The sequence below is a fragment of the Luteimonas terrae genome (assembly GCF_031457535.1).
GTDB lineage: Bacteria > Pseudomonadota > Gammaproteobacteria > Xanthomonadales > Xanthomonadaceae > Luteimonas > Luteimonas terrae_A.
In genome coordinates this window covers 177814-193239 of the sequence record NZ_JAVDWO010000007.1, presented here as the reverse complement: position 1 = coordinate 193239, position 15426 = coordinate 177814, and the positions used below count along the sequence as shown (strand labels likewise).

The window sequence follows — 15426 nt, the reverse complement described above, 5'->3', positions numbered from 1 at the left end:
CGCACCTCGCCGTCGCGTTGGCGGCGCTGTGCCGCAGTCGGCGGCGACTTTACCGCAGGCGCGATCGCACGGCGCGGCTCAACGCGAATCGCGTCGCCATTGCGCGGCCTCCTCGCGGATCAGCGCGCGCTCCGTCGCGTCGAGACGTTCCAGGCTGCGCACCTGCTGCGCGGTGCGCGGATTGGCGACCAGCAGCGCTTCGTGGCGCAGCATGAAATCCCAGTACAGGCGCGTGTACGGGCAGGCCTGCGGGCCGGTGCGCTGGCCCGGGTCGAACGGGCACCGGCGGCAATAACTGCCGGCACTCATGCGTTCGATGTAGCGGCCGCTGGCGATGTAGGGCTTGCTGGACATCAGCCCGCCGTCGGCGAACTGGCTCATGCCGAGCACGTTGGGCATCTCCACCCATTCCACCGCATCGACGTAGACGGCGAGAAACCAGTGGTGCACCTGCGCCGGCTCGACGCCCAGCAGTTGCGCGTACAGGCCGATGACCATCAGCCGCTGGATGTGGTGGGCGTAGCCGAGGTCGAGCGTCTGCCGCAGCGCGTCGGCCAGGCACGGCATCGGCGTGTCGCCCGTCCAGTAGAAGCCGGGCAGGTCGCCGCTCGCCTGCAGCGCGTTGGTGTCGGCGTAGCGCGGCATCTGCGTCCAGTACACACCGCGCACGTATTCGCGCCAGCCGAGGATCTGGCGGATGTAGCCCTCGGCCGCCGCCAGCGGCGCCCTGCCCGCCCGCCATGCGGCCTCCGCGGCGTCGACGACTTCCCTCGGATGCAGCAGCTTGAGATTCAGCGCCGATGCGATCTGCGAATGCCACAGCCACGGCGCGTCCGGCCACAGCGCGTCCTGCCAGCGGCCGAAGGCCGGCAGGCGCTCGTCGATGAAGCGCTCGAGCGCGTGCAGCGCCTGCGCCCGGGTGACCGGCCAGGCGAACGCATCCAGACTGCCGGGGTGATCGGTGAGGCGCGTGCGCACCAGATCGAGCACCTCGCGCGTGATCGCATCGGGTTCCACCTGCGGTGGTCCGGGCACGGCGCCCGGGCCCTGCGCCTCGAATGGCGCGCGGTTGTCGGTGTCGAAGTTCCAGCGGTCGCCTGCGGGCGCGTCGCCGTCCATCAGCACGCGATGCGTGTGGCGCATGTGCCGGTAGAAGGTTTCGAGCCGGAGTGCGGGCTGCCCACGCGCCCACGCGGCGAATGCGCGGACGTCGCAATAGAAGTGCCGGTCGGCTTCGATGACCAGTTGGACGCCCGCGGCCGAGGTCGCGTCGCGGATCGCCTGCAGCACGCGCCAGTCGCCCGGCGCGGTCATCCGCACCGTCTGCGGCCGCAGGCGGGCGATCGCCGCGGCCAGTTCCGCGCCGAGGGCGCCGCGATTCCCCGGATCGTCGAGCGTGCGGTAGTCGACCGTCCAGCCGTCGGCACGCCGGTCCTGCGCGAAGTGCCGCATCGCGCTCAGGAACAGCGCGGTCCGCATCTTCGTCGACCACACGTGCGTGGATTCTTCGGCGACCTCCGCCATCCAGACGACATCGCATGCCGGATCACAGCCGTCGAATGCGGCCGCGGACGGATCGAGCTGGTCGCCGAGCACGACGATGAGATGGCGCACCCGGAACTCAGACATCGCGGGATGTCTCCGGCGTGGTTGCAGCGTGCTTGTTGCGCCGGCAGCGTTCCGAGCAGTAACGCACCTCGTCCCAGGTCTTCGCCCAGGCACGGCGCCAGGTCATCGTGCGCCCGCAGACCGCGCAGGGCTTGCTGGGCAGATAGGCCTTGTTGCCGGCGAACTCGCCATTGCGCTTGCGTGGCATCGCTACCCTGCCCTGTCCGTGCAGCGACGCGATGATCCGGAGCCGCGTCGCTGCGCCTGCGATTGGCCGGGCGCCGAACGCGCGAACGCCGCGCCGCCGCTGCGGGCAGCGGCGCCATGCGTGCTCAGGCGCCGCATGCGAATACCAGGAACTGGTGCAACGCCTCCGCCGGCGTGGACAGGGCGTCGTCCGGCCGCCAGACCAGACCGACTTCCATCGGCGGGATCGCGTCGTCCAGCGTCCGCACGTCGATCCGCCGCCCTTCCAGAGACCACGGCCGATAGACCATGTCCGACAGGATGCTCACCCCGAAGCCGTAGGCCACCAGGCCGCGCAGCGCTTCCAGCGACGAGGTGCGGAAGGCGACGTTGGGCTCGCGCTGTATCGACTGCCAGTAGCGCAGCGCCGAGGCTTCGCCCTCGTCCACCTTCAGCATGATGTAGGGATGTTCCGCCACATCGGCCAGCCCGATCACCGGCAATGCGGCAAGCGGGTGCGACTCGGCCAGCCACAACTGCCGGCGCGAGCGGATCAGCAACTGCCGCTTCAGGGTGTAGGGTTCGACCATGTTGGAGATGATGCAGAGGCCAAAGTCGAGCGCGCCCTCGGCCACGCCGCGTTCGATCTCGACCCGGTCCATGTCGATCAGGTCGATCTCCACCAGCGGGTAGGAGCGCTTGAACCGGGCCAGCAGGCTGGGCAGGAAGTAGCCCAGCACGGTGTAGGACGCCCCCACCCGTACGGTGCCGGCCAGGGTGTTGGCCAGGAACATCGGCTCGCTGAGCGCGTCCTGCAGGGTGTCGAGGATGTGGCGCACGTGCTGGTGGAAGCGATGGCCTTCCGCCGTCAGCGCCACGCCGTGCGGCATCCGGTCGAACAGGCGGAGACCCAGCAGGGTCTCCAGCTGGGCGACCGCGGTGGTGATGACCGACTGCGAGACGTGCAGCTTGCGCGCGGCCTGCGAGAACTGCCCCAGCTCCGCCGCTTCGGCGAAGTAGCGGAGCTGGCGCAGCGACATGTTGGCGGGGATCTGCACGGCGCACCTCCATTGGACTTTCGGTATCTGATTAAACGATACCTCATAGTCAATTAAACAAATTTACGATATTCGTCCCCGCCTTTAGACTTCACCTCTGGCGGACTGCGTCACGCTCCACCCCGCCTCGAAGCCACGGGCCGACGCCCGTCAGACCGGGAGAAGCGTTCTTGCACTGTGCCCCGTCCAGTCCGCCCCCGCGCGCGCATGCCGCGCGTGCCGCCTCGACGCCGTCCGCTCCGGAACCCGTCCGTACCGCCATCGCCTGCGCCCCCCGCCGCCGGCATGCCTGCAGCTCCATGACCCATGCCCAGCGAGGCCCCTGACATGTCCACATCCCAGAATCCGGCCGCGACCGAACCCTTGCGGTTGCACGTGCCCGAGCCGAGTGCCCGTCCAGGCCAGGCCACCGACTTTTCCTATCTGCAGCTCACCCCGGCCGGCAGCGTCGACAAGCCCGCGCTGGACGTGACCGCCCAGCAGACCATGCCGATGACCCGGCAGCTGATCCGCGTGCTCGACGACAACGGCGACGCCGTCGGTCCGTGGGCCGCCGACATCGACGACGAGGTGCTGCTGCGCGCGATGCACGCGATGCTCAAGACCCGCGCGTTCGACGCGCGCATGCTGATCGCGCAACGCCAGAAGAAGACCTCGTTCTACATCCAGTGCACGGGCGAGGAAGCCATCGCGGTCGGCCAGACGCTGGCGCTGCGCGACGGCGACATGCAGTTCCCGACCTATCGCCAGCAGGGCATCCTGATCGTCAAGGACGTGCCGCTGGTCAGCATGATGTGCCAGATCCTGTCGAACGCCGCCGACCCGCTGAAGGGCCGCCAGCTGCCGATCATGTATTCGTACAAGGACGCCGGCTTCTTCTCGATCTCCGGCAACCTGACCACCCAGTACATCCAGGCCGTGGGCTGGGCGATGGCCTCGGCGATCAAGGGCGACACCAAGATCGCGACCGCGTGGGTCGGCGACGGCGCGACGGCCGAAGGCGATTTCCATGCCGCGCTCGTCTTCGCGCACGTCTATCGCGCGCCGGTGATCCTCAACGTGGTCAACAACCAGTGGGCGATCTCGACGTTCCAGGCGATCGCCGGTGGCGAGAACACCACCTTCGCCGCGCGCGGCGCCGCGTACGGCATTCCGTCGCTGCGCGTGGACGGCAACGACCTGCTCGCCGTCTATGCCGCCTCGCGCTGGGCGGCCGAGCGTGCGCGCAGCAACCTGGGCTCGACGATGATCGAATGGGTGACCTACCGCGCCGGTCCGCACTCGACCTCGGACGATCCGTCCAAGTACCGCCCGGCCGACGACGCCCAGCACTTCCCGCTCGGTGATCCGATCGACCGCCTCAAGGCCCATCTGGTCAAGCGCGGCCTGTGGAGCGACGAGCAGCACGAGACAGTGCGCGCCGAACTCGACGCCGAAGTCTCGCGTGCGTTGAAGGAAGCGGAAACCCACGGCCTGCTCGGCAGCGACAACCGTCCCGGTGCGGCCGACATGTTCAACGACGTCTACAAAGAGCTGCCCGACCATCTGCGTCGCCAGCGCCAGCAGTTGGGAGTCTGATCATGAGCGAAACCCAGAACAACGGCGGATCGCCGATGACGATGATCCAGGCGCTGCGCTCGGCGATGGACGTGATGCTCGAGCGCGACGACAACGTCGTCGTGTTCGGCGAGGACGTGGGCTACTTCGGCGGCGTGTTCCGCTGCACCGACGGCCTGCAGGCGAAGTACGGCAAGCAGCGCGTGTTCGACGCGCCGATCTCCGAAAGCGGCATCGCCGGCGCGGCGATCGGCATGGCCGCCTACGGCCTGCGCCCGGTCGCGGAAATCCAGTTCGCCGACTACATCTATCCGGCCTACGACCAGATCGTGTCCGAGGCCGCGCGCCTGCGTTATCGCTCGGGCGGCATGTTCACCTCGTCGCTGGTGTTCCGTACGCCCTGCGGCGGCGGCATCTACGGCGGCCAGACGCACAGCCAGAGCCCGGAGGCGATCTTCGCCCACGTGGCCGGCCTGCGCACGGTGATGCCGTCCAATCCCTATGACGCCAAGGGCCTGCTGATCGCCTCGATCGAGAACGACGATCCGGTGATCTTCCTCGAGCCCAAGCGCCTCTACAACGGCCCGTTCGACGGCCACCACGACCGTCCGGTCACGGCGTGGTCCAAGCACGCCGACAACCTCGTGCCCGAGGGGTACTACAGCGTGCCGCTGGACAAGGCGGCCATCGTCCGCGAAGGCAAGGCGGTCACGATCCTGACCTACGGCACCACCGTGTGGGTGGCGCAGGCCGCGGCCGAAGACGCCGGCATCGACGCTGAGGTCATCGACCTGCGCAGCCTGTGGCCGCTGGATCTCGACGCGATCACCGAGTCGGTCAAGAAGACCGGCCGCTGCATCGTGTTGCACGAGGCCACGCGCACCTGCGGCTTCGGCGCCGAGCTGGTCGCGCTGGTGCAGGAGCACTGCTTCTATCACCTGCAGGCACCGGTCGAACGCGTCACCGGCTGGGACACCCCCTACCCGCATGCGCAGGAATGGGACTACTTCCCGGGCCCGGCCCGGGTCATCGAAGCGTTGCAGCGCGTGCTGGAGGACTGAGCCATGGGACATCACGTCATCAAGATGCCGGACATCGGCGAAGGCATCGCCGAAGTCGAAGTGATCGCCTGGAAGGTCGAAGTCGGCGGTCAGGTCGCCGAGGACCAGATCGTGGCCGAGGTCATGACCGACAAGGCCATGGTCGAGATCCCCTCGCCCGTCGCAGGCACGGTCGTCTCGCTGGGCGGCAAGCCCGGCGAGATGATGGCCGTCGGTAGTGAACTGATCCGCCTCGAAGTCGAGGGCGCCGGCAATCTGAAGGCCGGTGCGGCCGAGCCGGAGCCGGCCGCCGCCAAGCCTGCCGAAGCGAAGACCGAACCGCCGAAGGTCGAGGCGTCTAAGCCTGCACCAGCGCCCGAGCCGAAGCCGGCTGCTGCACCTGCGAAAACCGCAGCACCTGCACCGGCGGCAAAGTCCGATACGCGCGGCGCAGTCACCAACAGCGTGCTCGCTGCCGGCGAACAGCCGCTGGCGTCGCCTGCCGTGCGTCGTCGTGCCTGGGATCTGGGCATCGAGCTGCGTTACGTGCCGGCGACCGGTCCGGGTGGTCGCATCCTGCACGCCGATCTCGATGCCTACGCCGAAGCCGGCGGCAAGGCGCAGCCGGTCGGCGGTGGCGCGGGCGGCAGCAGCTATGCGCGTCGCACCGGCGAAGAGCAGGTGCCGATCATGGGCCTGCGCCGCAAGATCGCGCAGAAGATGCAGCAGTCGTGGTCGAACATTCCGCACATCACCTACGTGGAAGAAATCGACGTCACCGAGGTCGAGGCGCTGCGCGCCAAGCTCAACGACCGCTGGGGCAAGACGCGCGGCAAGCTGACCCTGCTGCCCTTGCTGGCACGCGCGGTGGTGCTCGCGGCACGCGACTTCCCGCAGATGAACGCCCGCTTCGATGACGAAGCCAACATCGTCACCCGCTACGAGGGCGTGCAGCTCGGCATCGCGACGCAGAGCGCGGTGGGCCTGTCGGTACCGGTGATCGCGCATGCCGAATCGCTGGACCTGTGGCAGACCGCGGCCGAGATCGGCCGTCTCGCTGCCGCCGTGCGCGAAGGCAAGGCGACCCGCGATGAACTGTCCGGTTCGACCATCACCATCAGCAGCCTCGGCCCGGTCGGCGGCGTCGTGTCGACGCCGATCATCAACCACCCGGAAGTGGCGATCGTCGGCGTCAACCGCATCATCGAACGCCCGATGTTCCGCGAAGGCCAGGTCGTCGCGCGCAAGCTGATGAACCTCTCGTCCTCGTTCGACCATCGCATCGTCGACGGCATGGACGCGGCCGAATTCGTGCAGGCGATCCGTCAGCGCCTGGAAACCCCTGCACTGCTGTTCGTGGAGTAATCGATGTCCAACACCATTGAAACCCAGCTGCTGGTCATCGGCGGCGGCCCCGGCGGTTACATCGCCGGCATCCGCGCCGGCCAGCTCGGCGTCAAGACCATCGTCGTCGAAGGCGTCAATCCGGGCGGCACCTGCCTCAACATCGGCTGCATTCCGTCCAAGGCGCTGATCCATGCCGCCGAGGAATTCGCCAAGGTCGCGAGCTATGCGGCCGGCACGTCCCCGCTCGGCATCAGCGTGCAGGCGCCGGCGCTGGATCTGGCCAAGACCGTCGAGTGGAAGGCCGGCATCGTCAAGAAGCTCACCGGTGGCGTCAGCGCACTGCTGAAGAAAAACGGCGCGCAGCTGATCAAGGGCTGGGCGACGATCGTCGACGGCAAGACCGTCGAAGTCGCGGGCGCCGGTGAAGACGGCGGCGCGCTGCGCATCAAGTGCGAGCACCTGTTGCTGGCGACGGGTTCGGACGTCGTCGAGCTGCCGTTCCTGCCGTTCGGCGGCAAGGTGATCTCCTCGACCGAGGCGCTGTCGCCGACCGCGCTGCCGAAGCATCTGATCGTCGTCGGTGGCGGCTACATCGGCCTGGAACTCGGCACCGCCTACCGCAAGCTCGGCTGCGAAGTCACCGTGGTCGAAGCGCAGGACCGCATCCTGCCGGCCTACGACGCTGAGCTGACCAAGCCGGTCGCCACCCACCTGCAGAAAGCGGGCGTCAAGGTGCTGACCAGCCACAGCGTGCTCGGCCTGAGCGATGGCGGCGCGCTGCGCGTGCGCGATCCGGACGGCAACGAGCTGGCCCTCGATGCCGACCAGATCCTCGTCGCGGTGGGCCGTCGCCCGAAGACCGATGGCTTCAACCTCGAATCGCTGGGTCTCGATCTCGCCGGCAAGGCGATCAAGATCGACGACCAGTGCAAGACCTCGATGCGCAACGTCTGGGCGATCGGCGATGTCGCCGGCGAACCGATGCTCGCGCATCGCGCGATGGCGCAGGGCGAACTGGTGGCCGAAGTGGTCAGCGGCAAGAAGCGCCACTTCATGCCGGCAGCGATTCCGGCGGTGTGCTTCACTGATCCGGAAGTCGTCGTCGTCGGCCTGTCGCCGGACGAAGCCAAGGCACAGGGCATCGAGATCAAGACCTCGATGTTTCCGTTCGCGGCCAACGGCCGCGCGATGTCGCTGGAATCGACGGACGGCTTCGTGCGCGTGGTCGCGCGCGCGAACGATCACCGCATTCTCGGTTGGCAGGCGGTCGGCGTGCAGGTGTCGGAACTGTCGATTGCGTTCGTGCAGTCCATCGAGATGGGCGCGACGCTCGAAGACATCGCCGGTACCATCCACCCTCACCCGACGCTGGGCGAAGCCGTGCAGGAAGCCGCACTCCGCGCACTCGGCCACGCCTTGCACATCTGAGTGTCCCGCGCATGACTGACGCCACGTTCCCCACCTTCCGCCACGTCCCTTCTCAGCAGGCGCGCGCGCAGGCCGATCGCGAGAAGATCCTCGCCGATCCCGGTTTCGGCGTGCATTTCACCGACCACATGGTCGCCATCGACTGGACCGTCGAAGATGGCTGGCACGACGCGCATGTGCGGCCCTACGGCCCGCTGACGTTCTCGCCCGCCGCCGCGGTGCTGCATTACGGCCAGGAAATCTTCGAAGGTATGAAGGCGTTCCGGCATGCCGACGGTTCGGTGTGGACCTTCCGTCCGGAGTCCAACGGCCGTCGCCTGCAGCATTCGGCCCGCCGCATGGCGCTGCCGGAACTGCCGGTGGACCTGTTCGTCGAGTCGATCAAGCAGCTGGTCAAGACCGATGAAGCCTGGGTGCCGGGTGGCGGCGAGTCGAGCCTGTACATCCGGCCCTTCATGATCGCCAACGAGGATTTCCTCGGTGTGCGCCCCGCGCGCCGCGTGGCCTACTACGTGATCGCCAGCCCCGCTGGCGCCTACTTCAAGGGCGGCATCAAGCCGGTCTCGATCTGGCTCTCGCGCGACTACGCACGCGCAGGCCGCGGTGGTACCGGTTCGGCCAAGTGCGGCGGCAACTACGCGTCGTCGCTGCTGCCGCAGCGCGAGGCCGTCGAGAACGGCTGCGCGCAGGTGCTGTTCCTCGACGCGGAAACCAACACGTACGTCGAAGAACTCGGCGGCATGAACGTGTTCCTCGTGCAGAAGGACGGCAGCGTCATCACCCCGTCGCTGACCGGCAGCATCCTCGAGGGCATCACCCGCGACAGCGTGATCCAGCTGCTGCGCGATCGCGGCCACACCGTGACCGAGCGCCGCGTCGAGATCGCCGAGTGGATCGAAGGCGTGCGCTCGGGCGAGATCGCCGAGGTCTTCGCCTGCGGCACGGCGGCCAGCATCTCGCCGATCGGTGTACTCAAGGGCCACGATTTCAGCGTCGGCGATGCGGACGCGCAGCCGGGCGAGATCACGATGGCGATCCGCAAGGATCTGCTCGACATCCAGTACGGCCGCGCGCCGGACCGGCATGGCTGGCTGACGCGACTGGTCTGATCCATCGCGCACTGGTGTGACGAAAACGGCCCGCATTGCGGGCCGTCTTTCTGTGCGGTGCGGGCGCCACCCGGGCGCGCTCCCAAGCTGCCCACGCTGACCGGCGCGATCGCGACGCAGGGCTTCGGAGCGCGGTCGAAGCCCGGCTCGCGCAGGCAATCCAGCCGGGTACAGGATCGCGGATGTCGTGCATCGCCGCTTCCGCGCGAATCATGTGTTGACAGCGCGACGGGGCGGCCCGAGGCTCGCCGGCATGAAGATCGATGTCGATGCACTCACCCTTCGCGAACTCGATGCACTGCTGGCCGCTGCCGAGCGACGGAAAACGGTACTGGCCCGCCGTCGACCCGCCGCCGTCGTGCGCACCGCACTGATCGCGTACGCCGAGTCGCAGGGGTATGCGATCGACGAACTCATCGACGTCGCGTCGCCGGCGACCGCCACCCGCAGGCCCGCGAAGAAGCAGAAGCGCGCGAAAGCGACGGCGAAGTATCGCGATCCGCAGAACAGGCGGAACACCTGGTCCGGCCGTGGCCGGATGCCGCGCTGGCTCGCAGAGAAGACGAAGCGTGGCCAGAGCGCAGCGGACTTCCTCATCCCGGGCCTCGCCCGACCGACTGCGAAGAAAAGCAGTCCGATCGGACAGCGGACCGTCTACAAGCAGGGCTGACCCCCGGCGACGTGCCGCGGCAGGCCGATCGGATCAGGCCGCCGCGTTCGCCAACGCCACCGTCGCCAGCTTGCTGGCCGGCTTGCGCCCGAGCTCGCTGCTGATCCACACCGCGGTATCGGTCACGGCCGGCAGATCGATACCGGTCCGCAGCCCAAGGCCTTCGAGCATGTACAGCAGATCCTCGGTGGCGAGGTTGCCGCTTGCGCCCTTCGCGTACGGGCAGCCGCCGAGTCCGCCGACCGCGCTGTCGACCACGCGTACGCCGGCTTCGAGACAAGCCAGCACGTTCGCCAGCGCCTGACCGTAGGTGTCGTGGAAGTGCACGGCGAGCTGCGCCATCGACACGGTCTGCGCGCAGGCCAGCAGCATCTCGCGGGCGTTGGCCGGGGTGCCGACGCCGATGGTGTCGCCGAGCGAGATCTCGTCGCAGCCCATCGCATGCAGCGCGCTTGCAACGCGCACCACGTCGCCGAGTGGCACGTGACCTTGATAGGGGCAACCCAGCACGGTGGACACGTAACCGCGCACCGAGACACCCGCAGCGCGTGCCTGTTCGACGACGGGCTTCAGCCGTTCCAGCGAGCCGTCGACGTCGATATTGGTGTTCTTGAGATTGAACGCGTCCGAGGCCGCGGTGAACACCGCGATGTGGCGAACGCCGGCGGCCAGCGCCCGCTCCAGACCTTTCGCGTTCGGCACCAGCACCGGATAGGCGATGCCGTCACGGCGCTGGATGCCGGCGAGCACCTCTTCGGCATCGGCCAGCTGCGGCACCCACTTCGGGCTGACGAAGCTCGTGGCTTCGACGACCTGGAAACCGCAGGCGGACAGCCGGTCGATCAACGCGATCTTGGTCGCGGCCGGCACCAGCGTCTTCTCGTTCTGCAGGCCGTCGCGCGGGCCCACTTCGACGACGCGGACGAAATCGCTCATGTCGCGTCCTCCGCATCGCCATCGACGAAATCGACCAGCACGGCGCCATCGGCGACCAGATCGCCCTGCTTCGCGAGAAATGCCTTGACCACGCCGTCGTGCGGCGCCTGCAGCGTGTGTTCCATCTTCATGGCTTCCATCACCAGCAGCGGCGTGCCTTTGGTAATCGGCGTGCCGACCGGCGCCAGCAGTTCGACGATGCGGCCCGGCATCGGCGCGATCACGGCGCCGGCGTGCGCTTCCGCGCCCGCGTGTCGATGCAGTGGATCGACGTGTTCAAACACGAAGCGGTCTTCGCCGCGATACAGCACCACCTGACTGCCCTGCACCAGCACGTCGACGTTGCGACGCACGCCGTCGAGGGCGGCGGTCAGCGTCGGTGCGCGCCATTGGAAACTGACAGGGCTGGCCGCCTCGCCGTCGAAGCCGATGCGCAAGCCGTCGTGCTCCTGGCGCACGGCGACCCGGCGGGTCTGTCCGTTCGCCGACAACTCGATGAAGCGTGCGGCGTGGGTGTCCAGGCGCCAGCCGTCGGCGATGGTCCACGGAGAAGCGACCCTCACCCCTGCCCCTCTCACGGAGGGAGAGGGGTTGGAAGTCGCGTCGTCTTTTGCCGACTGGGACTGCGCCCAGAATCCGAGCGCGGCCAGCATCCACGCTGCATCGTCGGCCTCGGGCAACGGCGCCAGCAGCGTGTCGATCTCGCGGGCGACGAGCCCGGTATCCAGACGCGCCGCGGAGAAATCCGCTTGGCGCGCGAGGCGGCCGAGGAATACCGCATTGGTCGTGACGCCGACGACGCGCACCGCATCGATGGTCTGGCGCAACCGCTGCAGCGCACGCGGACGGTCCTCGTCCCAGACGATCAGCTTGGCGATCATCGGGTCGTACCACGGGCTGATCGCGTCGCCCTGCTCCACGCCGGTGTCGATGCGCACATGCGCGCTCGCTTCCGGAAACTGCATGACCTGCAGCGTGCCGGTCGAGGGCAGAAATCCTTTCAATGCGTCTTCGGCATACAGACGCGCTTCGATCGCGTGGCCGCGATGGTGGATCTGGTCCTGACGCAGCGGCAGCGCCTGACCGGCCGCTGCGCGCAACTGCCATTCGACGAGGTCGATACCGGTGACCAGTTCGGTGACCGGGTGTTCGACCTGCAGCCGGGTGTTCATTTCCATGAAATGGAAATCGCCGCCCTCGCCCACGATGAACTCGATCGTGCCGGCGCCGATGTAATCCACTGCGCGCGCGGCGGCGACGGCAGCCTGCGCCATCGCCTCGCGCTGCGCGTCGCTCAGTTCGGGCGCGGGCGCTTCTTCCAGCACTTTCTGATGACGACGCTGCACCGAGCAGTCGCGCTCGAACAGATGCACCACATTGCCGTGGCTGTCGCCGAAGACCTGCATCTCCACATGGCGCGGCCGCACGATGTAGCGCTCGATCAGCACGCGCGCATCGCCGAAGGAACTCTCGGCCTCGCGCTGGCACGACAGCAGCGCCGGGGCGAAGTCTTCGCTCTTCTCGACCAGACGCATGCCCTTGCCGCCACCGCCGGCGCTGGCCTTGATCAGTACCGGGTAGCGGATCTCGTCGGCCTGCTGCTGCAGGAACGCGGAATCCTGGTTGTCGCCGTGGTAGCCCGGCGTCACCGGCACACCGGCGGCCTGCATCAGCGCCTTGGCTTCGCGCTTGTCGCCCATCGCCTGGATCGAAGACGGCTTCGGGCCGATGAAGACCACGCCGGCATCGGCGCAGGCCTGCGCGAACGCCGCGTTCTCGGACAGGAAGCCGTAGCCGGGATGGATCGCCTGCGCACCGGTGCGGCGTGCGGCATCGAGCAGCTTGTCGGCGCGCAGATAGCTTTCGCGCGCCGCGGACGGGCCGATGTGCACGGCTTCATCCGCCAGACGCACATGGCGCGCATTGCGATCGGCGTCGGAGTACACCGCCACGGTGCGGATGCCGAGCCGGCGACAGGTCGCGATGATGCGGCACGCGATCTCGCCGCGATTGGCGATCAGCACCGTGTCGAACAGCGCGCCTTCGGAAATTCCAGTGGTCATCGGGCGTCCTTTGCGCGGCGCGCAGACAGGAACGCATCCAGGCGCGTGCGGGCTTCGTCGGTAGCGCGGATGTCGGCGATGCGCGCGGCGGTGTCGGCGATCAACGCATCGCCGATGGTCTGGCCATCGAGATCGCGGATCAGTCGCTTGGATTCGGCCTGTGCATTCGGTCCGCCCTGCGCCAGCGCCTGCACCAGAGTGTCGATCGTGGCGTCGAGTGCGTCTTCGGCGACGACCTCATGCACCAGTCCGATCTCGTACGCCTTTGCCGGCGAGATCAGTTCAGCGGTCAGGAAATAGCGCGCGGCCTGGCGCGGGCCGATCGCGCGCAGCACGTACGGGCCGATCGTCGCGGGAATCAGCCCGAACTTGACCTCGGACGTCGCGAACACCGCTTTCTCGCTTGCGACCGCGATGTCGCAGGCGGCGACCAGGCCCAGTCCGCCACCGATCGCCGCGCCATGCACGCGTGCGATCGTCGGCTTCGGCAGTTCCGCCAGGCGTCGCAGCATGCGCGCCAGTGCTTCGGCTTCGTCGCGGTTGCGGGCCACGTCGTAGTCGGCCGCGCGACGCATCCAGTCGAGATCGGCGCCGGCGGAAAAACTGCGGCCGCGACCGGCCAGAACGACGACGCGCACGGCGTCGTCGGCGCCGAGCGTCTGCAGGCCGCGATCGATCGCATCGATCAGGTGTTCGTCGAACGCGTTGTGCCGCTCGGGGCGATCCATCCACAAGGTCGCCACGGCGCCGTTGCGTTCGATCCCGATGTTCGGTGTGTCGGTCATTGCGTTGTCCTCGTCGCGCCCGGTCACATCCGGAAGATGCCGAACTTCGTTTCTTCGTTCGGTGCGTTCAATGCCGCCGACAGGGCCAGCCCCAATGCGCGACGGGTCTTGGCCGGATCGATGATGCCGTCGTCCCACAGCCGCGCACTGGCGTAGTACGGATGGCCCTGCTGCTCGAACTGCTCGCGGATCGGTGCCTTGAACGCGTCTTCGTCCTCTGCAGACCACGTACCGCCCTTGGCCTCGATGCCGTCGCGACGCACGGTGGCCAGCACGCCGGCCGCCTGTTCGCCGCCCATCACGCCGATGCGGGCGTTGGGCCACATCCACAGGAAACGCGGCGAGTACGCACGACCGTTCATGCCGTAATTGCCGGCGCCGAAACTGCCGCCGATGACGACGGTGAACTTCGGTACCTTCGCGCAGGCGACCGCGGTGACCAGCTTGGCGCCATCACGCGCGATACCGCCGTTCTCGTACTTCTTGCCGACCATGAAGCCGGTGATGTTCTGCAGGAACAGCAGCGGAATGCCGCGCTTGGCGCACAGCTCGACGAAGTGCGCGCCCTTGAGCGCGCTCTCGGAAAACAGGATGCCGTTATTGGCGACGATGCCGATCGGAAAGCCATGCAGATGCGCGAAGCCGGTGACCAGCGTGGTGCCGTAGCGCGCCTTGAATTCGTCGAAGCGCGAGCCATCGACCAGCCGCGCGATCACTTCGCGCACGTCGTAGGGCTTGCGGGTATCGGCCGGGATCACGCCGTAGAGTTCTTCGGCCGGATACAGCGGCTCTTCCGACGGCTGCGTCAGCAGCTCGCCCTGCTTGCGCCAGTTGAGCGAGGCCACGATGTCGCGCACGCGCGCCAGCGCATCGAGATCGTCTTCGGCGAAATGATCGGCCACGCCCGAGATGCGCGTATGCACGTCGGCGCCGCCGAGCGATTCGGCGTCCACTTCCTCGCCGGTCGCGGCCTTCACCAGCGGCGGACCGCCGAGGAAGATCGTGCCCTGCTCCTTGACGATCACCGTCTCGTCGCTCATCGCCGGCACGTAGGCGCCGCCGGCGGTGCACGAGCCCATCACGCAGGCGATCTGCGGAATGCCCTGCGCGGAGAGATTGGCCTGGTTGTAGAAGATCCGGCCGAAATGGTCGCGGTCCGGGAACACCTCGTCCTGCATCGGCAGGAAGGCGCCGCCGGAGTCGACCAGATAGATGCACGGCAGACGGTTCTGCTGCGCGATCTCCTGCGCCCGCAGATGCTTCTTTACCGTGATCGGGTAATACGTACCGCCCTTCACCGTCGCATCGTTGGCGACGATCATGCATTCCACGCCGCTGACCAGGCCGATGCCCGCGACGACACCCGCGCTGGGCACCTCGCCGCCATACATGCCGTGCGCTGCCATCGGCGCGACCTCGAGGAACGGCGCGCCGGGATCGATCAGGGCATCGATGCGATCGCGCACCAGCAGCTTGCCGCGCTTGCGGTGCTTCTCGCGCGCGGCCTCGCTGCCGCCCTGGGCGATGCGCGCGTGGGTGGCGCGCAGATCATCCAGCGCCGTTTGCATCGCAGCGGCATTGGTCTGGAAACTCTCACCGGCCGGATCGATCCGGCTCTGCAGGATGGCCATCGGTGCCC

13 protein-coding genes are annotated in these 15426 nt (G+C 67.9%); 6 read left to right on the top strand and 7 right to left on the bottom strand.

The features are described 5' to 3' along the window. Positions 1-78 precede the first annotated feature (78 nt). The 3 genes from J2W68_RS10170 to J2W68_RS10160 form a co-directional block, all read right to left on the bottom strand. Positions 79-1629, bottom strand: a complete 1551-nt coding sequence (locus tag J2W68_RS10170; protein ID WP_310235357.1) for a cryptochrome/photolyase family protein — start codon at positions 1627-1629, stop codon at positions 79-81. After that, positions 1622-1816, bottom strand: coding sequence for a DUF2256 domain-containing protein (locus tag J2W68_RS10165; protein ID WP_310235354.1), 195 nt, complete (start codon positions 1814-1816; stop codon positions 1622-1624). The genes J2W68_RS10170 and J2W68_RS10165 overlap by 8 nt, the downstream gene beginning before the upstream one ends. Before the next feature lie 124 nt (positions 1817-1940). Beyond that, on the bottom strand, positions 1941-2852 hold the full coding sequence (locus J2W68_RS10160; RefSeq protein ID WP_310235352.1) for a LysR family transcriptional regulator: 912 nt from the start codon (positions 2850-2852) through the stop codon (positions 1941-1943). Between the two features lie 327 nt (positions 2853-3179). Here J2W68_RS10160 and J2W68_RS10155 point away from each other — a divergent pair, with 327 nt between their 5' ends. The 6 genes from J2W68_RS10155 to J2W68_RS10130 all read left to right on the top strand — a co-directional run bounded on the left by J2W68_RS10155 (position 3180) and on the right by J2W68_RS10130 (position 10003). Continuing rightward, positions 3180-4430, top strand: a complete 1251-nt coding sequence (locus J2W68_RS10155; protein ID WP_310235349.1) for a thiamine pyrophosphate-dependent enzyme — start codon at positions 3180-3182, stop codon at positions 4428-4430. 2 nt (positions 4431-4432) lie between these two features. Beyond that, complete coding sequence (locus J2W68_RS10150; protein WP_310235346.1) at positions 4433-5470, top strand: alpha-ketoacid dehydrogenase subunit beta; 1038 nt, start codon at positions 4433-4435, stop codon at positions 5468-5470. Positions 5471-5473: 3 nt separating this feature from the next. After that, positions 5474-6814, top strand: coding sequence for a dihydrolipoamide acetyltransferase family protein (locus tag J2W68_RS10145; protein WP_310235345.1), 1341 nt, complete (start codon positions 5474-5476; stop codon positions 6812-6814). 3 nt (positions 6815-6817) lie between these two features. Next, on the top strand, positions 6818-8224 hold the full coding sequence (gene lpdA, locus J2W68_RS10140; RefSeq protein ID WP_310235341.1) for a dihydrolipoyl dehydrogenase: 1407 nt from the start codon (positions 6818-6820) through the stop codon (positions 8222-8224). Between the two features lie 11 nt (positions 8225-8235). Continuing rightward, complete coding sequence (locus tag J2W68_RS10135) at positions 8236-9333, top strand: branched-chain amino acid aminotransferase (RefSeq protein ID WP_310235339.1); 1098 nt, start codon at positions 8236-8238, stop codon at positions 9331-9333. Positions 9334-9586: 253 nt separating this feature from the next. Next, positions 9587-10003: an H-NS histone family protein gene (locus J2W68_RS10130; RefSeq protein ID WP_310235337.1), complete on the top strand. Its 417-nt coding sequence runs from the start codon at positions 9587-9589 to the stop codon at positions 10001-10003. A 33-nt stretch (positions 10004-10036) separates the two neighbouring features. On the opposite strand, the gene J2W68_RS10125 is transcribed toward J2W68_RS10130, so the two are convergent. Genes J2W68_RS10125 through J2W68_RS10110 form a run of 4 tightly spaced genes read right to left on the bottom strand, consistent with a single transcriptional unit; the run spans position 10037 to position 15418 of the window. Further along, positions 10037-10939: a hydroxymethylglutaryl-CoA lyase gene (locus J2W68_RS10125; RefSeq protein ID WP_310235334.1), complete on the bottom strand. Its 903-nt coding sequence runs from the start codon at positions 10937-10939 to the stop codon at positions 10037-10039. Next, positions 10936-13002 carry an acetyl/propionyl/methylcrotonyl-CoA carboxylase subunit alpha gene (locus J2W68_RS10120; RefSeq protein ID WP_310235332.1) on the bottom strand — a complete coding sequence of 689 codons (2067 nt, stop codon included), beginning with the start codon at positions 13000-13002 and terminating at the stop codon, positions 10936-10938. The genes J2W68_RS10125 and J2W68_RS10120 overlap by 4 nt, the downstream gene beginning before the upstream one ends. Next, on the bottom strand, positions 12999-13787 hold the full coding sequence (locus tag J2W68_RS10115) for an enoyl-CoA hydratase/isomerase family protein (RefSeq protein ID WP_310235330.1): 789 nt from the start codon (positions 13785-13787) through the stop codon (positions 12999-13001). Before J2W68_RS10115 ends, J2W68_RS10120 begins: the two co-directional genes overlap by 4 nt. Positions 13788-13810: 23 nt before the next feature. Next, complete coding sequence (locus tag J2W68_RS10110) at positions 13811-15418, bottom strand: carboxyl transferase domain-containing protein (protein ID WP_310235328.1); 1608 nt, start codon at positions 15416-15418, stop codon at positions 13811-13813. Positions 15419-15426 lie beyond the last annotated feature (8 nt).